Origin of the sequence: Wohlfahrtiimonas populi (assembly GCF_002006795.1) — a bacterium.
GTDB classification, from domain to species: domain Bacteria; phylum Pseudomonadota; class Gammaproteobacteria; order Cardiobacteriales; family Wohlfahrtiimonadaceae; genus Wohlfahrtiimonas; species Wohlfahrtiimonas populi.
In genome coordinates this window covers 1-19743 of the sequence record NZ_MVDN01000019.1, presented here as the reverse complement: position 1 = coordinate 19743, position 19743 = coordinate 1, and the positions used below count along the sequence as shown (strand labels likewise).

Here is a 19743-nt window from a genome sequence, read left to right as displayed (position 1 = left end):
GTGAAAGTAGGTCATCTCCAGGGTCTAATAAGCGAATAGCCCACTCAATGAGTGGGCTTTTTGTTATGCGTGTATATAAAATATTAATAAATACTCTATACTATAACGATATAAACAAATGATTAGATAATTCAGGAATATACTATGCAAAAAATGACACGTACATTATTAGGTTTAGGTGCATTACTCGTTGGTTTGGTAATCGTTTTATATCTAGTGGCCAATCAGCAAAAAGAATTTGTATTACAAGGTGAAGTAGAAGCAAATCGTGTCGATATTTCTGTGCGCGTACAAGGTAGAGCAAAAGAGATCTTCTTTGATTTGGGTGATAATGTTAAAGAAGGTGATGTTTTAGTTGTTTTAGAAAATCCAGCATTAACAGCACAACAAATTACAGCTGAAGCACAATATAACGTAGCTGTTGCAAACCGAAATGTTGCTTATAGTACAAGACCTGAGCAAATTGAAATTCAAAAGGCTTTATTGGCATCTGCAGAAGATGGTGTAACTTTGGCAAAACAAAGTTTTGATCGTGTACAAAAAGCAATTGTGAAAGGTGGTATCTCACAACAAGTTTTTGATGAAACTAAAACAAGTTATGAAGTTGCATTGAAAGAAAAATTAGCAGCAGAAGCTAATTTACAATTAGCTGAAAACGGTGCAAGTATCGAAACTAAGCATCTATCAGATGCACAAGTAGAACAAGCAAAAGCAGCATTAAATCAAGTGAATACGGATGTAGACACTTTAGTGGTTAAAGCAACAGCTAATGGGCAAGTGACTGCAAAAGTTGCGGAAGTTGGTCAATTATATAACCCAGGGACGCCATTATATTCATTGATCGATTTGAGTGATATGTGGGTAACATTTAACATTCGTGAAGATTTCTTGAAAACTGCAAAAATTGGTGATGTATTTGAAGTGGAAATCCCAGCATTACAAACAACAGTAGAAGTAAAAATCACAGCATTAAATGCATTAGGACAATATGCGAATTGGCGCGCAACAAAAGCGACAGGCGAATTTGACTTAAGAACATTTGAAGTTCGTGCAAAGCCAGTGAAAAATTTAGATACATTGCGTCCAGGCATGAGTGTGATTGCGAAATGGAATACTCGTAAAGCTCAATAATTGAGTGGGAGTATAACTATGAAAAATCCTATGACAAAAACTCAGGCACAAAATAGCTTTTTCTTTGCTTTTTGGCGTGAGTTTAAAATAATTAGAAAAACTAAGCCTTTGATTGCTGCAGTTTTCCTCTATCCTTTGATCATTATTTTCGGCATGATGTATATGTTCAATGCTGAAGTGATTACAAAAGTACCCATTTCTGTGGTGGATTTGGATAAAACTCAAGCATCGCGTGCTTTGATTCAATCTGTTTCAGGTTCCCCGTCTGTTGCTGTAACCATGAGAAATGATAACTTAAGTGATGCAAAGTCTGCCTTATTGAAAGGTGATATCTTTGGCATAGTGTTAATTCCCAATGATTTTGAAAAAAGAATGTTAGGGAATTTACAACCAGAAGTCACAGGTTTTAGTAACCTTCAATATATGGCTTTGGGTAATACTTTAGGTGTTGGGTATAGTCAAGCTTTCGGTACAAGTTTATTGAATATGCAGGCTGAAAGATTGAGTACACAAGGTGTGACAGCTCAATTAGCAATGCAGGAATTATCACCGATCGCGACAGATATGCATCCTGTATTTAATCCGACATTGAATTATACATATACTTTGGTGAATGGTATTGTTCCGACTTTATTGCAGATTGTTGTTATGTTATCCATTGCCTATACAACGGTGCAGGATAAATATAGCGCATTAGGTGTATTAGGTGTTTTACGCATGAATAACGATAGTATTTTCCAATTTTTGGTGAATAAAATCGCACCTTACACTTTGATATTTATTATGTCACTATTCACATTGGATATTGGTTTAATTACATTCTTTGATCTGCCATTCAATGGTTCACTGTTCTTACAAATATTGGCATCTTTTGTATTCATTGTCAGTGCTTCTTTATGTGCAATTGTGTTTACATTATGGTTGCCACAAAGATCATTAAACTATGGTTCTGTCAGTATTTTTGCATCCCCTGCATTTGGTTTTACAGGTTTGTTTTACCCAAGAATGTCGATGGATATGTTTGCTCAAATTTGGGGATCAATTTTACCAATCACATGGTATATAGAGGCAAGATTGGATCAAACATTGCGTGATGCGGGTTTATTAACATCACTCAAATCCATCATTGCGATGATGATCATTGGCATTGTGGCTTATGGCTTGATCACATTAAATATCACGCTGCTCAGAAAACAGGAGGCGAAACATGCTTAAGACTTTTCTAGCAGTTGTGCTCAATGAATTGAAACAAATCTTTCGCATTAAAGAAGTAACTTCTGTTTTGATTATAGGATTAGTTACATATTTCTTTTTCTATCCGATTCCATATAACAACGAAGAAGTACGTGATGTACCAATTGCTGTGATGGATCAAAACCAAACGACAATGAGCCGTGAATTATTGCGTAATTTAGATGCAACAGATTCTCTAAAAATTGTCGATGAAGTTGAAAACATTGGCGAAGCAAAAGAGTTACTGAAGCAACGTAAAATTTACGGAATCATCGTCATTCCTTTTGATTTTGAACAGAACATTTTGAAGGGGCATCGTGATGCTGTTGTGTTTTATGGTGATGCCAGTTATGTCATGATTTATAACAGTGCTGCAACAGCAGTTTCATCTGTTGTGATGGCGATGAATCGTGATATTTTGGTGGATAAGCAGATTGCAATGGGCGTTGATCCAGCAATTGCTATGGGCAACAGTGCGCCCTTTAATCCTGTCAATGTGCAGTTGTTCAATCCACAAGCAGGTTATGCGACTTACATCATTCCACCTGCATATGTTTTGATTCTGCATCAAAGCATTTGGTTGGGCATAATGTTGGCGTGTGTTTTAAGTCGTCGATCTCAATTTGATTTAGATTTAGTCAAAAATAGTACGTTATCTATTGGGCAATTAGGTTTTGCGACACTGTTTGGTAAATACATTGCTTATCTATTTTATGCATCATTTGCCTATTGGATCTTCATGCTATTTGCACCTTATTGGTATCAACTACCGAGATTAAGTAGCATCATGGACTTGGCTGTTTTTGGCTTTTTCTTTTTGAGTGCAGTCATTATGCTGGCATTAAGTGCATCTGTTTTATTTAAAAAAATGGATAATCTTTTCTTGTTAGTACTGCCTTTTAGTATGATTTTCTTCTTTTTCTCAGGAATGTCATGGCCACAATATTTAATGCCAGATCTGTTCTTAGTTCTTGCACGTATTTTGCCATCCACATCTTCCATTGAAGGATTGGTACATTTGAATCAAATGGGTGCGACTTTAGAGCATGTGAAATCTCAATTGATGAACCTGATTGCCCTGATTGCTGTGTATGGTGCAATTGCATATTTTGTCATTGTGCGATATCTCACGAAGTTAAAGCAGGGGCAATAAATTATTTTTCAGGTATAATATTCGCCTTTTGGCTATACGCCTTCATCCCCTGAAAGGATAATTTTTATGACACAAAGACAAGTTGAATTGTTAGCGCCTGCGGGCACGTTTGAAAATCTACGTTATGCATTTGCCTATGGTGCAGATGCGGTTTATGCGGGCTTGCCTCGCTATAGTTTGCGCGTACGTAATAACGACTTCAAAAATGAAGAGCGCATGAAAATGGGTATCGATTATGCCCATGAACATGGCAAAAAGTTATTTGTTGCATTGAACACAATGCCACATGGTGCAAAACTAAAAACATTCGTAGATGATTTAGCACCCATCATTGAGTTAGGCCCTGATGCTTTGATCATGGCAGATCCTGGTTTAATCATGATGGTGCGTGAGCGCTGGCCAGAAATGGACATTCACTTGTCTGTACAATCGAACGCAGTGAATAGTGCAACAGTTAAATTCTGGCAGAAGCAAGGTTTAACGCGTGTAATTCTATCGCGTGAATTATCATTGAATGAGATCCATGAGATTCGCCAAGAATGTCCAGATATGGAGTTGGAAGTATTTGTTCATGGTGCATTGTGTATTGCTTATTCTGGTCGTTGTTTGTTATCGGGTTACTTTAATCACCGTGATGCAAACCAAGGTACTTGTACAAATGCTTGTCGTTGGAATTATGGCTTAACAGATGCTAAAGAAACAGCTGAAGGTGAATTAGTACCAAAGAATGCTGATCTAGTGAATATCTATACAGGTGGTAGCAATCATGTGCAGCCTAAAGAACCTGATGATCCAATGAAATATCTTCAAGATGAACTGAATCGTTCAGCGTTTGATGCGCCTGAAGGTTACAATCCTCATCCTGAAGCTGATCGCTCATATTTGATCCAAGAAAATAGCCAGCGTAAAGGTGAATGGATGGAAATCAGCGAAGATGAAAATGGTACATACATCATGAACTCGCGTGATTTACGTGCGATTCACCATGTACAAACATTGATTGAAATCGGCGTAGACTCATTGAAAATCGAAGGCCGTACAAAATCACCTTACTATGTTGCGCGTACAGCACAATTGTATCGTCAAGCGATTGAAGATGCTGTTGCAGGCCGTGAATTCAACCCAGAGTTATATGGCAAGTTAGATGGCTTAGCAAACCGAGGTTATACAGAAGGCTTCTTACAACGTCACATGCCACATGCTTACCAAAACTATTTAACAGGCAACAGTATCCATTCTCGTCAACAATATGTTGCAGAAGTGAAGTCATACGATCCTGAAACTGGTATCACAGTATTGGAAGCGAAGAATAAATTCTCAACAGGCGACCGTATTGAAATCATCAATCAACATGGCAATCGTGAAGTTGTGTTGGGCGAAATGAAGAATGATAAAGGTGAAGTGATTGATGTTGCGCGTGGTTCAGGCTATATCGTTCATACAGATATTGGTCCTGTGGACGATATGACAATGATTGCTCGTTACTTATACGAATAATTAATTGCTAGTAATATGATGAAAAGGCGCTTAGAGCGCCTTTTTTATTGCATGAAGGATTAACCTAAATGAGTATTTCGGCTCGGCACATCTTCTAAACTTGCGANCTCAACAGGCGACCGTATTGAAATCATCAATCAACATGGCAATCGTGAAGTTGTGTTGGGCGAAATGAAGAATGATAAAGGTGAAGTGATTGATGTTGCGCGTGGTTCAGGCTATATCGTTCATACAGATATTGGTCCTGTGGACGATATGACAATGATTGCTCGTTACTTATACGAATAATTAATTGCTAGTAATATGATGAAAAGGCGCTTAGAGCGCCTTTTTTATTGCATGAAGGATTAACCTAAATGAGTATTTCGGCTCGGCACATCTTCTAAACTTGCGATATCTTTAATGATGGAACAATTATCCGCAGTATGTGCGCTGCGGCAACGTTTTTCGATACTTGTGAGCTTTTCTTTGAGATGTAACAACTCTTGAATGCGTTCATCCAAATGAGCGAGATGATCTTTAATGATGTGATTAATCGCACTGCAATCACTATTCGGTTGATTCACTTCATTCAAAATTTGATGAATTTCTTCATGGGTCATATCAAATGATCGACAATTTTTAATGAAGGTTAAGCGCTCAACATGTTGCTGATTATAAATACGGTAATTATTGGCAGAACGCTCCGCTGGTGGCATTAACAGTTCTTTTTCATAGTAACGAATAGTTTCAGTAGAAACTCCTGTTAATTGTGATAATCGGCCAATATTCATATGAATTCTCCTTATCGCTTGACCTTATAGTTACTTTAAGGTGTTTACTATATCACATATTATAGTATTCGCTCTCGAAAGGAGTTTGTTATGAAACATCAAGATCATATCCATGAAAAAGAGCATGCACATGAGCACAAAGCTGATGCATGTTGCAGTCATGAAGTTGAGCATCGGCATGAACATAGTCACGATCATTCTCATGATCATGAAGAGTTATCCACAAGTTGCTGTGGACAACATGGGGATATTGTTGACAAAAAGATTCAACTTAACAAGATTCCAGAAGGTTATGCTTCAGCAGTTTTGACTATCAATGAGATGGATTGCCCTGTGGAAGAGCAGTTGATTCGCCAGAAATTCGACAAAATGCCTGAAATCCATGAGATGCAATTCAATTTGATTCAGCGCCAATTGCATCTTGTGTATAAAGGTGATTTGGAGAATATTCTCGCAGCGATAAAATCATTGGGCATGAATGCGATTCCTCAAGGTGCTAAAGCACCTGCACCAAAAAATATGGCTAAAAGATATTGGTTATTGGGGATTTCAGGTGCGCTTGCAGTTACAGCAGAGCTGATCAGTTTATTTGGTGATAGCACTTGGTTTGTATCCTTGCTGGCAATCGTTGCGATTGTTTTATGTGGACATGAAACTTATGTGAAAGGTTGGATTGCCATTAAAAATAAAAAACTGAACATCAATGCTCTAATGAGCGTTGCTGTGACAGGGGCGATTTTGATTGGTGAATTCCCAGAAGCTGCAATGGTGATGGTGTTATTCACAATTTCTGAAGTTCTGGAAGCACGCTCTTTAGATCGCGCACGCAATGCAATTGAAGGTTTAATGTCACTAGCACCTGATGAATCTTTGGTGCAGGAAAATGGTCAATTTGTACTAAAAGCAACAGATGCTATTGCTCTGGATTCTATCATTCGCGTAATGCCAGGTGAGCGCTTTGCCTTGGACGGTGAAATCATTAAAGGCAGTTCCAGCATTGATGAATCTCCGATTACGGGTGAAAGCTTACCGATTGATAAAACTGTGGGCGATAAAGTTTACGCCGGCAGTATTAATCAAGAAGGCGAAATTGAGTTTAAAACCACAACAACGGCAGAGAATTCAACACTTCGTAAAATTGCACGTACAATCGAACAAGCGCAAGGTAATAAGTCGGAAACGGAGCGATTCATTGATCGATTCTCAGCGATTTATACGCCGATTGTATTTGTATTTGCCATCTTAGTTGCTTTGATTTCGCCACTGTTTGATTTTACATGGTTACAAAGTATTTATAACGCATTAGTGATTTTGATTATCGCTTGTCCTTGTGCTTTGGTGATTTCAACACCAGTCGCGATTGTGAGCGGTTTAACAACAGCAGCACGCCAAGGTATTTTGATCAAAGGCGGTTCTTATTTAGAAGCTGCGAGCCATTTGAAAGGTTTGGCATTTGATAAAACAGGCACAATCACAGAAGGTAAACCTCAAGTTGTGGAAAGCTTTATCTTTACTCAAGATGAAAAAACAGCAAGTCTTGCGATGAGTTTAGCAGCAAGATCAGATCATCCAATCTCTAAAGCGATTGTCACTTTCTATCAAGCGCAAAATATGTCAGCACAAAATGTTGAAAGCTTTGAGGCGATTCTTGGACATGGTACTAAAGGCACAATGAATGGTGAGCAATACTATTTAGGCAATGCAAAATTGATGTTGGTAAATAATATTGATCTCACAAAAGCAGATGAAGCTTTGGTTGCTTTTAAAGATCGTGCACATTCGGTTCTTATGCTAGCGAATGAACAGGCTCTATTAGCACTATTTGTCTTAGAAGATGGTGTGAAAGCAACGAGTGTTCGAGCATTAGAATTATTGAAGGCACGTGGTTTACAATTGGTGATGTTATCAGGAGATCGTCAGCAAACGGTTGATCAAGTGGCACAAACCGTGAATTTAACCACAGCGCGTGGCGATCAATTACCAGAAGATAAAATGATTTTCGTGAATGATTTCCAAAAGAACAGTGGCTCGATTGGCATGATTGGCGACGGAATCAATGATGCACCAGCATTAGCAAAAGCAGATATTGGCTTTGCGATGGGCTCGATTGGTAGTGATACGGCGATTGAAACAGCAGATGTTGCGATCATGGATGATGACTTAATGAAGTTGCCGAATTTCTTAAACATTGCAGATCGCACGATGTCCATCATTCGTCAGAATATTATCTTCTCCATTGGCATTAAAATCTTTTTCTTAGCCTTAGCAATCACAGGTCATGCTTATATGTGGATGGCAGTATTAGCCGACGTTGGTACAAGTATTTTAGTTGTATTGAATGCTTTAAGATTGTTGAAAGTGAAAGAGATTAATTAATCTCAATCTCAGCGAAAGCAGCTGTTAAACAAAGCTCTTTATACTAGTTATAAAGAGCTTTTTTCACGAAAACCAAAGCGTAAATAATCTTGATAGGCTTTAGGCTCTACATAAACAATGGCTTGCAAATATACTTTTGCACCATTAGGTTTTTTAAAGCGGGATTGGCAACGATACAGTTGATTTAATTTGTCCTTTTGGCACACATCAGGATTGTTAATGCCAGACGAATATTCTGTGAGAGATTTTCTTTCTATCTCTAATAATGCACGTTTGGCGAGGTTAAAGCTTCTTTTATATTCATCACTGGGAAGTACTTCATCACCGCGAATGCTGTCGAGTACCTGTTTATCATTGGTTCTGGTTAAGCTACTTTCAAATACTGTGTAGGGGCGATCTTTACGTACTGAATAGATCAGTTGAGTTATTAATACATCACTTCGGATCTGATTCATTTCAAACTGTTGAGTTTTACGAATGTATTCAATGGAATGAAAACCACAGTAACTAGCAACGCCACAGCCTAAAATGATCAATGCGCGTTTGCGTAACAGTGAAAATTTCAGCTTATTTTTAATCATGGCTTTACAGAGCATCAACAGAATAATAAAAATGAATGTGACAAATAATAGGGACTTGAGCCCTAAATATTGAAAGTAATTCATTGGTATTTCGACGAGGACTTGATCTAGTGAATAGTAAAGATGCTGCATAGTTCAGTGAGCCTTTCGTAAAAAGTTCAAGACAAGGCATAAGATCATACAAGTTTTTTGATTTTTGTAATGCCTATTAAAGCGTCAAAATTGCCTGTTTGTGTTCAATATTTTATGCATTTTTTGATAAAAAATATTTTGAGCAACTTGAAAATAAAAATAAAAGCCCCATAGTAGCTTTCGTATAGGTTTTATACCAAAGCGAAAGCATTTCGTTATTATTTATTTTTGAGGATATCACTATGAAATTACGTCCATTACATGATCGCGTTATCATTAAGCGTGTTGAAGAAGAAACAACATCAGCAGGCGGTATCGTATTGCCAGGTTCTGCAACAGAAAAACCTGCGCGCGGTAAAATAATTGCTGTGGGCACTGGTAAAACTTTGGACAATGGCCAAGTTAAAGCAGTTGATGTAAAAGTAGGCGACGAAGTTTTATTCGGTAAATATTCAGGTTCTGAAGTTAAGTTCGGCGATGATGATTTCATCGTAATGCGTGAAGATGAAATCATGGCAGTAATCGAAGGTTAATTCAGAATTACCTTAATTTGAAGAATTTATAGAAAATATTTTAACTTTTAGAGGTATTTAGTATGTCAGCAAAAGAAGTACGTTTTGGCGATGATGCACGTTCACGCATGGTTAAAGGTGTTAACACTTTAGCAAACGCAGTAAAAGTAACTTTAGGCCCAAAAGGTCGTAACGTAGTTTTAGAAAAAAGCTTTGGTGCTCCTACAATCACTAAAGATGGTGTTTCAGTTGCTAAAGAAATCGTTTTAGAAGACAAATTCGAAAACATGGGCGCACAAATGGTTAAAGAAGTTTCTTCAAAAACTTCTGACATCGCTGGTGACGGTACAACAACTGCAACTGTATTGGCTCAAGCAATCGTACGTGAAGGTATGAAAGCAGTATCAGCTGGTATGAACCCAATGGATATCAAACGTGGTATTGATAAAGCAGTTGCAGCAGCAGTTGCTGAATTGAGAGCAATTTCTAAGCCATGTTCTGATGATAAATCAATTGCACAAGTGGGTACGATTTCTGCGAACTCTGATGAAGAGATCGGTAAAATCATCGCTGATGCAATGGCTAAAGTAGGTAAAGAAGGCGTAATCACTGTTGAAGAAGGTTCTGGTTTAGAGAACGATTTAACAACAGTTGATGGTATGCAGTTTGATCGTGGTTACTTGTCTCCTTACTTCATCAATAACCAACAATCAATGGCTGCTGAATTAGACAATCCATTGATCTTGATCTGCGATAAGAAAATTTCTAACATTCGCGAAATGTTAACAGTTTTAGAAGCTGTAGCAAAAACAGGTCGCCCACTGTTGATCGTTGCTGAAGATGTTGAAGGTGAAGCATTGGCGACATTAGTAATCAACAATATGCGCGGTATTGTTAAAGTTGCTGCGGTTAAAGCACCTGGTTTCGGTGATCGTCGTAAAGCAATGTTGCAAGACATCGCTGTATTGACTGGCGGTACTGTAATTTCTGAAGAAATCGGTATGTCATTGGAAAAGGCAACGATCGAAGATTTAGGTCAAGCAAAACGTGTTGTGGTATCTAAAGAAGATACTACAATCATTGATGGTGCTGGCGACGTTGCTGAAATCAAAGGCCGTGTTGATCAAATCCGTGTTCAAATGGAAGAAGCAACATCTGATTACGATCGTGAAAAACTACAAGAGCGCGTTGCTAAATTAGCAGGTGGTGTTGCTGTTATTCGAGTAGGTGCTGCAACTGAAGTTGAAATGAAAGAGAAAAAAGCTCGCGTAGAAGATGCGTTACACGCAACTCGTGCAGCAGTTGAAGAAGGTGTTGTACCTGGTGGTGGTGTTGCTTTAGTTCGTGTATTGAACACAATCCAAAACTTGAAAGGCGACAACGATGAACAAAACGCTGGTATCCGTGTTGCATTGCGCGCTATGGAAGAGCCATTACGTCAAATCGTAATAAACGCTGGTGAGCCTGCTGATGTTGTATTGAATGCAGTTCGTGACGGTAAAGATGCATTCGGTTATAACGCTGCAACTGGCCAATATGGCGATATGGTTGAAATGGGTATCTTGGATCCAACTAAAGTAACTCGTTCAGCATTACAACACGCAGCTTCAGTATCTTCATTGATCATCACTACAGAGTGCATGGTTGCAGAATTACCAAAAGCTGAGCCTGCAATGCCTGATATGGGTGGCATGGGCGGAATGGGTGGCATGGGCGGTATGATGTAATCCTAACCCCATTTTGAATCAAAAAAACCTCGGCTTGCCGAGGTTTTTTTGTTATAGAGATGTTGTAAAATGTTTGTGAGTGAACCGAGGCCTATCAGTCTTAGGTGGCTAGGTTTTATTTACGGATGATTATTCGGATCTTATTCGTGAAGGGATCGATTTAGCGATTCGCATTGGTAATAATGCTGATAGTAGTTTGATACAAAAAGTTTTGGCTTATCATCAGTTAATCATTTGTGCTTCGCCTGCATATTTAGAAAAGTATAGTAAACCAATGAAGATAGATGATTTAAAAGATCATCAATGCTTATTATATTTGCATCAAACACAAGCTGTGACTTGGAAATATCAAGAAAACCATCAAGAGAAAGAGATTGCATTAAAAGGGCACATCAAGTTACAAGATATAGAATCTTTAAAAAATGCGGCGCTTGGGGGATTGGGCATTGTGCAATTAAGCTCTTTTCTAGTTCATCCTCTGATTATGCAGAAGAGATTAAAGTCTGTATTAACAGAGTTTATACCTCAAAAAGAGCCTATTTGTGCTGTGTATCCATCTAAAAAGCATTTATCGCCAAAGGTGAGGTTATTCATCGAGTTATTGCAGGAAAACTGGCAAAATNAAGGGCACATCAAGTTACAAGATATAGAATCTTTAAAAAATGCGGCGCTTGGGGGATTGGGCATTGTGCAATTAAGCTCTTTTCTAGTTCATCCTCTGATTATGCAGAAGAGATTAAAGTCTGTATTAACAGAGTTTATACCTCAAAAAGAGCCTATTTGTGCTGTGTATCCATCTAAAAAGCATTTATCGCCAAAGGTGAGGTTATTCATCGAGTTATTGCAGGAAAACTGGCAAAATCGCTCACATTGGGGATGATTAGAATAATTTTCTAAACATCACCCTTTGTGGTTCTAGTGGATCTTCAGGTAAAGGAGGTAATTCCTCTTCTGCAGTAATGGCGAAATCTGCAACTGCAATAGCTTCATCTGTCGTCATTATTACATCACTTCTAATTGGTTTATTGTCTCTACATATTCCTGAAGTCGTTCGTTTTTGTGTACCACAATGTGCTGTTGTTGGATTAACTGAATCATGATCTGCAGATGCCCATGTTTGTTGAGCAAGATAGTCGTTGATTCTAGGGTTTTTAATGATAATGCTATAGTTTGTATCTGAGATTGAATCAACCATAAAATTATAGCTGCCATCTTGATCTGTTACAACTTGGCCAACATGTACACCATTCTTTAAAATTTCTACAGTAATTCCTGCCAGTGGTCTAAAATCGGCTATATTAGCAAAGGCTTTTGTATCATTATAAACTGTACCTTTAATGATTGGTGCTAATTGCCCCGCAGCCATATCGAACATGTTGTGTGGTGGTTTTGCACCTTTTCTGTATGTACCATCTAAAGGATTAAACACAAATAATCCCCCCCCATTTTCATATGATGCGTATAGAAGGCCATTAAAGAAAACCATCCCGAATATGTTAAAAGCAGTTGAGTGAGAAACTTCTTGAACAATTCCAAAATCTTGTACAACCGTATATTCCCAATCTTTCGTTATTGGTTTTCCCAATTTATCACGAGGAATAATAATTTTAACTAGTTTTACGTGAGCAGTTTCCCGCGTCCTAGCAGTGCCACTTAAAGGATTTCTATAGTGTCTAGCTAGAACATACATATCGCCATTGGCATCAGTGGCTAGGTCTGTTGCAATAGCCCAACCATCAGTTCCTTTTGCCCAGCTTTGTATGTCTTTGCCTAAATCTTCACCAAGAGGTTTAAGTCCTGTATTCCATGCCAAATGCCCTGAAACAGGATTCCAAATAGCAAAAGCTGCATATTCGGTGCCATATAAGCCACATTGCCCTGTATTGCAACGAGCCTTAATACCAAAATGTGTTGCAGTATCCGCAGTAAAGTAAATTTCCCCAGTTGCTTGATTCATTTCAGCGCCATCTCTATACCTAGCATTAATAGGCCAATTAATTACATGCTCTGTTCGTTTTAGTGTGCCTGATTCTAATTGTATCCAGGTCTGTTTTTTGCTCTGGTTATTCCACGTGTCATACCACATAGAAGGCGGGTTTTTTGACTTGCTTCCACCATATGGACCGACAGCCATTGTGGACATTTTATGACCAAATGGACTTGTGTCATGAATTGCTCGTTCATATTTTATAGGAAGTCCAGTTTTATCTAAAATAACCTCATAAGCACCATAGTGTTCAGATAAGGCGTAAAGTTTGTCTTTTGTGAAAAACTCACCTTTTTCTTTATATACATTAACTTTTGCAATAGCTTGTGTTGAAAGTGAAGATACTAACAATATAAGTAGTAATTTATTTTTCATAGCAGTTTTTCTTGTGTTGTATTTACATATCTTATTATATATAAATAAAAGTAAAGTTTCAATTATTAANTTTTATGACCAAATGGACTTGTGTCATGAATTGCTCGTTCATATTTTATAGGAAGTCCAGTTTTATCTAAAATAACCTCATAAGCACCATAGTGTTCAGATAAGGCGTAAAGTTTGTCTTTTGTGAAAAACTCACCTTTTTCTTTATATACATTAACTTTTGCAATAGCTTGTGTTGAAAGTGAAGATACTAACAATATAAGTAGTAATTTATTTTTCATAGCAGTTTTTCTTGTGTTGTATTTACATATCTTATTATATATAAATAAAAGTAAAGTTTCAATTATTAATACATTGTTGTATTTATTTTGGCAAATAGTTTGTTTAATCTTTGTCATACAATGGTTGTTATTCATCATCTGAAAACTTAGTTATGATATATCCTTACGATAAGATCAAAATCGCTCACATTAGGGATAAGCTACGTCGTTCTATGTTAGACTTGGCTGTTTCAGACAATTTATTGTCTTGATTCAGCAATAAGCCTAAAAAAATATTCTATATAATAATTGTTCTTATTCGTAAGTGAATTTTATTTAAAGAGAATTTGAATGAAGATTGAGAGTCGTAACTTTCCGATAGTGCATTTAGATTATGCCTCATCATCCAGAAAAAATTATAACCAGATCCTGTTGCATTTGAAGCAACTGCTGGAGAAGAAGCAGCCTTTTGTCATCATCGGAAAAGGTGCACATGATGAAAATGAAGATCGTGTGGATGATCGTCGTAAAATCTCTTTTTGGGCACAAGCGAATAAAAAAGAGGTGCAAAAATACATTAAGGTCCATCTCTATATCGCGCAAGATTTAGAAACTAAAAAATCGATGGAAGAGTTCACAGATACGTTTGAAGATTTCTGGGGATATCCATTGGTCGTAGTGGAATCCGAAGAAGAAGCGCTATCTAAAGCACATTTATTATTAGAATCTGATGTGATCGGATGATTGAAAGATAAAAACCTCAGTAAACACTGAGGTTTTTTTATGAGATGAAACATCGTAACATTATGAATTTTACATATTGCGTGTTGCATGCAACTGATGAACATGCTATAAAATACCTAGAAAAAGCATGTGATAATAATGTGATTAATGATGGTCTATTTATGAATCCATGAGAACTGACTAAGAAGGTTTGGATCAATCCAGTCATCTCTTTTTTTCGCTTCTTGTGTAATTAGCATATTGGCAGTATTGATGATGTGACGTTTCATTTCACTTTCAGCTGCATCAGCATTCTGATTGAGAATCGCTTCATGAATCGGTTTGTGATCCAGAAAAGCTTCCATACAAGTACGAGAATAAGGAATGGTGCTGGGGCCCGTTAAAAGTACAGCATTGCGAGTATTTTCAATAATGACTAAAGCACGCTCGATGTGTGCAGCTTGCAATAATGCTGAGTGATATTCCTTATCTGCTTTTAATGTTTCTGCTGCGTCATCTTTTTGAGCAGCAGCTGCAAAATTATCATAAGCATCAATGATAGTTTGTAGATCTTCCTTGGTTCGGTCGAGTGCAACTTTGCGAATCAAAGGCACTTCAAGCATTAAACGAATCTGGAAAGATTCAATCAATTCTTGAAGAGATGTTGGCAGAATGCGAATACCTTTATTGCGTTCTACACGAACTAAGCCGATGGCTGCAAGTTGTTGAGCTGCTTCACGAACAGGCGTTCTAGAAGCACCAATCCATTCACCGATCTCAGTTGCTGAGTACAGTTTTCCAGGTTCAAGAACACCATTGAGGATCGCTTCACGAAGAAGATCAAATGCTTGGTCAGAAAGACTCTCTATTTTTTTTAGTTTTTTCATATTTGTATAACGCGAAGTAAAAGGAGATTGATGTGTCTATTGTCAAGTATACAGTAATTGGCGGAGGAATTAATGGATTGGCTGTTGCAAGGCAACTATTGATTGATCATCCTAATGCTGAAGTGACATTGTTCGAAAAAGAAAGCAGTGTTGCACAGCATCAAACTAGCCATAACTCGGGCGTTGTGCATGCAGGATTGTATTACGCAAAAGGTAGTTTAAAAGCACGATTATGTCGTCGAGGTGTGCATTTGGTTAAAGAATATTGTGAGGCAAATGATTTGCCTTATGATCAATGTGGCAAATTGGTTGTCGCACTAACAGAAGTGGAAGTTGAGCGCTTAAAACGTTTATATCAAATTGCGCTCGATAATGAAGTGCCAGATGTTTGCATGTTATATGGCGATGAAATCAAAAAAGTTGAGCCAAATTGTATCGGTATTGCAGCATTGCATTCGCCAACTACAGCGATTGTGAGTTATGAATCTATCGCGAAACAAATCGCGAAAGATATCATCGCAAAAGGTGGCAAAATTCAGTTATCTGCAGAAGTTAAAGAGTTAAAAAATAATGCTGATAGCATTCAAATCATCATGAAAGATGGCTCTGTTTACCCTGAAACATTTAACTACGCTGTGAGCTGTGCAGGTTTGCAGTCAGATCGTTTAGCGAAGAATTCAGGTGATGAGGCGAATCCTAAAATCGTGCCATTTTTTGGTCAATACTTTGTATTGGATGATCAATTCACGAATGATGTGAAAGGTTTGATTTACCCTGTGCCAGATCCTAAATATCCATTCTTGGGCGTGCATTTTACAAAGCGCATTGATGGAAAAATGACGATTGGCCCGAATGCATTCTTATCCTTAGGTCGTGAAAATTACACAGGCAAAAACTTTAACTTTAAAGACATTACAGATTATTTGGTTTATCCAGGTTTCTGGCGATTTTCTTTTAGAAATATTCCTGCGGCGATTCGTGAATCTAAAACAGTGTTGAGCCAGCAAACCTTCATTGATGAATGTGTGAAATATGTACCATCGTTATCCAATATGACGGTGAAGCCTGCAACACGCGGTATTCGCGCACAAGCGATGAATCGTGATGGTAGTTTAGTGGATGATTTTGTGATTCGTAAAGAAGGTAATATTACACATATTCGTAATGCACCATCACCAGGTGCAACGTCATCATTGGCAATTGCAGAATATATTGTGAGAGAAGTGATGCAAACGATGGAAGCTAAAGCGACTGTTGATGCGAATGATACAAGCATTGAGATGGCAGTGCAGGGTAGTTAAATACTGACATTGATACAAGCTTTACTAAGATGGGTATGAAGGTTTGCTTAACTTCATACCTATTTTTATATTAATCCACAATAAATAACTTAGCGCCAACTGTAGTGGATGAACGGTGGACTTCAGCATTATCTGCCACTTGATAGCTCATGCCTGGCGTTAAAGTAAAAATACGACCATCTTCTAATTCTGTAGTCAGTTCGCCTTCTAGGCACAATAATACATGCCCTTTTTTACACCAATGATTGGCCAAATAACCAGCGGTGTAAGTCACCATGCGCACACGAATATTATCAAATGTCTGTGTTTGCCAATAAGCCATACCAGTTTCGTCAGCATGTTATGTTGGTGGAATGAGTGACCAATCGGTGGTTTGAAATGGGATTGAGTTTAAGTTCATAGCATTAACTTTTTGGAAGAAGTGGATCATTACAATATCCACTTTTTTGACATAACACCATGACCTCATGTAACTATTTTCCTACGGTATAAGCAAAAAAAATCTGATAAGCGAGGATGGGCAGGCTTATCAGATTAAATGAGGGAAAAGAGTTTGTTATTGTTATAAGTTACCGATAGAGAGGTATTTTGTTTCCAAGTAAGGTTCGATGCCTTCAATGCCACCTTCACGACCTAAACCACTTTCTTTGAAACCGCCAAAAGGTGCTTGTGCCGTTGTTGGTAAACCATCATTCCAGCCGATGATGCCAAAGTTAAGATTATCTTGTAGATAGATTCCGCGTTTGTAATCATTCGTGAAATAGTAAGCTGCTAGGCCAAATGGCGTGCCATTTGCAATTTCTAACGCTGTATCTAAATCTTCATAAGCAATGATTGGTGCAACAGGGCCGAAAGTCTCTTCAGACATGATCATCATATCCAAAGTAACATCGCCCAATACCGTTGGTGAAACAAAGTAAGTTTTCTTTTCTTTGTCTTCAAAAGAAGTACCACCAACTAAAACAGAAGCACCTTTAGCTTTAGCATCTTCAATCTGCTCTACAACTTTATCGAAACCTTTTTTATTGATTAAAGGACCAACATCCGTTGTAGGGTCCATACCGTTACCCAATTTAAGCGCTTTAGCTGCTAATGTGAATTTCTCAGTAAATTCAGCCAAAACATTTTTATGTACGATGAAACGGTTTGCACAAATACAAGTTTGGCCAGCATTACGGAATTTAGAAACAATTGCTTGGATGATCACAAAATCAATATCAGCATCTTCACAGATGATGAATGGCGCATGTCCACCCAATTCCATCGACATGTGTTTTACAGTATTGGCACCTTCACTGATTAAACGCTTCCCAACTGGCGTTGAACCTGTGAATGTGATCTTACGCACATAATTACTTGATGTGAATACAGGGCCAACTTCAGAACCAACACCGACAACGCATTGAATCACATCTTTGGGAATACCAGCTTCATGCGCCAATTCAACTAATTTGATCATGGTTAATGGCGTATCTTCCGCAGGTTTCACGATGAAAGTACAGCCAGCTGCCAAAGCAGGACCAGCTTTACGCGTCATCATTGCAGCAGGGAAGTTCCATGGTGTAATTGCTGCCACTAAACCAATGCCTTGGCGAGTTACCATAATGCGCTTGTTATTGGTGTTTGCAGGAATTGTGCGACCATAAATACGTTTAGCTTCTTCTGCATACCATGTGAGATAACTCACAGCATTTAATACTTCACCCAATGATTCGCGCAATGGCTTACCATTTTCTTCTGTCATGATTTTAGCCACAACATCTTTTTGCTCGATGATCAAATCAGCCCAGCGATCAATCAATGCCGCACGTTCATACACAGACGTATTGCGCCATGTACGAAATGCATCGTGACCAGCTTTGAGCTTAGTTTCGATCATCTCTTTTGAATCCATTGACAATGTTGCCAATAGATCCCCAGTTGCGGGGTTAAATACTTTTAATTCATTCATTACAACAATCCTTTATGCGTTATTTTACTGATGCTAATGCATTATCTAAAATAGCCAATCCTTTTGCTAACTCTGCATCAGTGATTGTTAAAGGTGATAAGAAGCGAACAACGTTACTGTTGATACCTGCTGAAATTAGCAATAAGCCATTTTCATTTGCGAATTTAGTGATTGCAGATGTTTTTGCTGCATCTGGTTCACGTGTTGCAGGATCTTTAACGATTTCAGCAGCAACCATTGCGCCTAAACGACGAATATCACCAATGAAATTGTAAGTTTTTTGCTTATCTTTTAAGTATGCTTCTAATTTAGCTCCTAAAGCTTCAGCTTTTTCATTCAAGTTTTCTTCTTCGATCACATCGATCACAGCCAATGCTGCCGCACATGCTAATGGGCTACCAGAGAAAGTACCGCCTAATTCACCAGGATTTGGTGCATTAACGATATCTGCACGGCCAATCACAGCACTTAAAGGAACGCCAGCTGCTAATGATTTAGATACTGTCATCAAATCAGGTACGATGCCGAAATGTTCCATAGAGAACAATTTACCTGTACGCGCAAAGCCTGCTTGGATTTCATCCGCAACAAAGATGATGCCATATTTTTGACAGAAGTTATAAACGTGCTCAACGAAACGTTTTGGTGGCACAACAAAGCCGCCTTCACCTTGAATTGGTTCCATTACGATACATGCTGTATTTTCTGGTGATGCTGTTGCTTTAAAGAACTCATTGAAACGAGCAATTGTGTAATCAACGTATTCATCTTCTGTCATGTGAGCAGGGCGCTGATATGTATATGGATAAGGTGCTTGGTAAATATCAGAAGCAAAAGGACCAAAGCCAACTTTATAAGGGTTAACTTTACTTGTCATACTCATTGTTAAGTTAGTACGACCGTGGAAAGCACGATAGAAAGAGACAACGCCAGGGCGACCTGTATATTTACGTGCAATTTTTACAGCATTTTCAACAGCTTCAGCACCTGTATTGAATAGAATCGCTTTCTTATCATGATCGCCTGCTGTGATTTCGCATAGGCGTTGACATAATTCTAAGTAGCTTTCATACATCATCACGTTGAAGCCAGGATGTGTGAAGTTTTCAACTTGTGCTTTGATTGCAGCAACAAC

Annotated in this window: 16 protein-coding genes and 3 pseudogenes; 12 read left to right on the top strand and 7 right to left on the bottom strand. The window is 38.1% G+C overall.

The window, feature by feature from the left end; all coding sequences use genetic code 11:
- The first annotated feature begins 144 nt into the window (after positions 1-144).
- The 5 genes and pseudogenes from BZK16_RS13300 to BZK16_RS13280 all read left to right on the top strand — a co-directional run.
- Entirely contained in the window at positions 145-1131 is a 987-nt protein-coding gene (locus tag BZK16_RS13300; RefSeq protein WP_077929375.1) for an HlyD family secretion protein, read from the top strand.
- 30 nt (positions 1132-1161) lie between these two features.
- The gene (locus tag BZK16_RS13295; protein WP_233145309.1) at positions 1162-2346 is read left to right on the top strand and encodes an ABC transporter permease; all 1185 of its coding nucleotides are present in this window, start codon (positions 1162-1164) and stop codon (positions 2344-2346) included.
- A complete protein-coding gene (locus BZK16_RS13290) occupies positions 2339-3517 on the top strand; it encodes an ABC transporter permease (RefSeq protein ID WP_077929373.1) in 1179 nt (392 codons plus the stop codon). The genes BZK16_RS13295 and BZK16_RS13290 overlap by 8 nt, the downstream gene beginning before the upstream one ends.
- Positions 3518-3583: 66 nt before the next feature.
- Complete coding sequence (gene trhP, locus BZK16_RS13285; protein WP_077929372.1) at positions 3584-5014, top strand: prephenate-dependent tRNA uridine(34) hydroxylase TrhP; 1431 nt, start codon at positions 3584-3586, stop codon at positions 5012-5014.
- Between the two features lie 120 nt (positions 5015-5134).
- Positions 5135-5302, top strand: a pseudogene (locus BZK16_RS13280) (U32 family peptidase C-terminal domain-containing protein); the annotation flags it as partial.
- A 59-nt stretch (positions 5303-5361) separates the two neighbouring features.
- Here BZK16_RS13280 and cadR read toward each other — a convergent pair.
- A complete protein-coding gene (gene cadR, locus BZK16_RS13275; protein WP_077929370.1) occupies positions 5362-5787 on the bottom strand; it encodes a Cd(II)/Pb(II)-responsive transcriptional regulator in 426 nt (141 codons plus the stop codon).
- 90 nt (positions 5788-5877) lie between these two features.
- Here cadR and BZK16_RS13270 point away from each other — a divergent pair, with 90 nt between their 5' ends.
- A complete protein-coding gene (locus BZK16_RS13270) occupies positions 5878-8163 on the top strand; it encodes a heavy metal translocating P-type ATPase (protein WP_077929369.1) in 2286 nt (761 codons plus the stop codon).
- Between the two features lie 47 nt (positions 8164-8210).
- On the opposite strand, the gene BZK16_RS13265 is transcribed toward BZK16_RS13270, so the two are convergent.
- On the bottom strand, positions 8211-8744 hold the full coding sequence (locus BZK16_RS13265; RefSeq protein WP_143691188.1) for a hypothetical protein: 534 nt from the start codon (positions 8742-8744) through the stop codon (positions 8211-8213).
- 374 nt (positions 8745-9118) lie between these two features.
- Between BZK16_RS13265 and groES the strand changes: the two genes are divergently transcribed.
- The 4 genes and pseudogenes from groES (at position 9119) to BZK16_RS14725 (ending at position 11995) form a co-directional block, all read left to right on the top strand.
- Complete coding sequence (gene groES, locus BZK16_RS13260; RefSeq protein ID WP_077929367.1) at positions 9119-9409, top strand: co-chaperone GroES; 291 nt, start codon at positions 9119-9121, stop codon at positions 9407-9409.
- 62 nt (positions 9410-9471) lie between these two features.
- Positions 9472-11115: a chaperonin GroEL gene (gene groL / locus BZK16_RS13255; protein WP_077929366.1), complete on the top strand. Its 1644-nt coding sequence runs from the start codon at positions 9472-9474 to the stop codon at positions 11113-11115.
- A 133-nt stretch (positions 11116-11248) separates the two neighbouring features.
- Positions 11249-11719: pseudogene (locus tag BZK16_RS14730) on the top strand (substrate binding domain-containing protein); the annotation flags it as partial.
- Positions 11696-11995, top strand: a complete 300-nt coding sequence (locus tag BZK16_RS14725) for a LysR substrate-binding domain-containing protein (RefSeq protein ID WP_269845030.1) — start codon at positions 11696-11698, stop codon at positions 11993-11995. The pseudogene BZK16_RS14730 and the gene BZK16_RS14725, both read left to right, overlap by 24 nt.
- On the opposite strand, the gene BZK16_RS13245 is transcribed toward BZK16_RS14725, so the two are convergent.
- Positions 11996-13477, bottom strand: a complete 1482-nt coding sequence (locus BZK16_RS13245) for a hypothetical protein (protein ID WP_077929364.1) — start codon at positions 13475-13477, stop codon at positions 11996-11998. It lies immediately after the preceding gene.
- A gap of 620 nt (positions 13478-14097) precedes the next feature.
- On the opposite strand from BZK16_RS13245, the gene BZK16_RS13235 reads away from it, so the two are divergent.
- Positions 14098-14490 (top strand): hypothetical protein, encoded by a 393-nt coding sequence (locus BZK16_RS13235; RefSeq protein WP_077929362.1) that lies wholly within the window; start codon positions 14098-14100, stop codon positions 14488-14490.
- Between the two features lie 155 nt (positions 14491-14645).
- Here the strand turns inward: BZK16_RS13235 and BZK16_RS13230 are convergent, their stop codons facing one another.
- Positions 14646-15356 carry a GntR family transcriptional regulator gene (locus BZK16_RS13230; protein WP_077929361.1) on the bottom strand — a complete coding sequence of 237 codons (711 nt, stop codon included), beginning with the start codon at positions 15354-15356 and terminating at the stop codon, positions 14646-14648.
- A gap of 32 nt (positions 15357-15388) precedes the next feature.
- Here BZK16_RS13230 and lhgO point away from each other — a divergent pair, with 32 nt between their 5' ends.
- Positions 15389-16657, top strand: coding sequence for an L-2-hydroxyglutarate oxidase (gene lhgO, locus BZK16_RS13225; protein ID WP_077929360.1), 1269 nt, complete (start codon positions 15389-15391; stop codon positions 16655-16657).
- A gap of 70 nt (positions 16658-16727) precedes the next feature.
- On the opposite strand, the pseudogene BZK16_RS13220 reads toward lhgO, so the two are convergent.
- The 3 genes and pseudogenes from BZK16_RS13220 to gabT all read right to left on the bottom strand — a co-directional run.
- Positions 16728-17057: pseudogene (locus BZK16_RS13220) on the bottom strand (DHCW motif cupin fold protein).
- A 162-nt stretch (positions 17058-17219) separates the two neighbouring features.
- Positions 17220-18608: an NAD-dependent succinate-semialdehyde dehydrogenase gene (locus BZK16_RS13215; RefSeq protein WP_077929359.1), complete on the bottom strand. Its 1389-nt coding sequence runs from the start codon at positions 18606-18608 to the stop codon at positions 17220-17222.
- 19 nt (positions 18609-18627) lie between these two features.
- Positions 18628-19743 (bottom strand): 4-aminobutyrate--2-oxoglutarate transaminase (gene gabT / locus BZK16_RS13210; protein WP_096777528.1); only part of this gene is annotated, 1116 nt, incomplete at its 5' end.

Bases quoted from the DNA above. Each gene is read 5' to 3' on its own strand.
- BZK16_RS13300 (WP_077929375.1), top strand. From the start codon at position 145: ATGCAAAAAATGACACGTACATTATTAGGTTTAGGTGCATTACTCGTT.
- BZK16_RS13295 (WP_233145309.1), top strand. From the start codon at position 1,162: ATGACAAAAACTCAGGCACAAAATAGCTTTTTCTTTGCTTTTTGGCGT.
- BZK16_RS13290 (WP_077929373.1), top strand. From the start codon at position 2,339: ATGCTTAAGACTTTTCTAGCAGTTGTGCTCAATGAATTGAAACAAATC.
- trhP (WP_077929372.1), top strand. From the start codon at position 3,584: ATGACACAAAGACAAGTTGAATTGTTAGCGCCTGCGGGCACGTTTGAA.
- cadR (WP_077929370.1), bottom strand. From the start codon at position 5,787: ATGAATATTGGCCGATTATCACAATTAACAGGAGTTTCTACTGAAACT.
- BZK16_RS13270 (WP_077929369.1), top strand. From the start codon at position 5,878: ATGAAACATCAAGATCATATCCATGAAAAAGAGCATGCACATGAGCAC.
- BZK16_RS13265 (WP_143691188.1), bottom strand. From the start codon at position 8,744: ATGATTAAAAATAAGCTGAAATTTTCACTGTTACGCAAACGCGCATTG.
- groES (WP_077929367.1), top strand. From the start codon at position 9,119: ATGAAATTACGTCCATTACATGATCGCGTTATCATTAAGCGTGTTGAA.
- groL (WP_077929366.1), top strand. From the start codon at position 9,472: ATGTCAGCAAAAGAAGTACGTTTTGGCGATGATGCACGTTCACGCATG.
- BZK16_RS13245 (WP_077929364.1), bottom strand. From the start codon at position 13,477: ATGAAAAATAAATTACTACTTATATTGTTAGTATCTTCACTTTCAACA.
- BZK16_RS13235 (WP_077929362.1), top strand. From the start codon at position 14,098: ATGAAGATTGAGAGTCGTAACTTTCCGATAGTGCATTTAGATTATGCC.
- BZK16_RS13230 (WP_077929361.1), bottom strand. From the start codon at position 15,356: ATGAAAAAACTAAAAAAAATAGAGAGTCTTTCTGACCAAGCATTTGAT.
- BZK16_RS13215 (WP_077929359.1), bottom strand. From the start codon at position 18,608: ATGAATGAATTAAAAGTATTTAACCCCGCAACTGGGGATCTATTGGCA.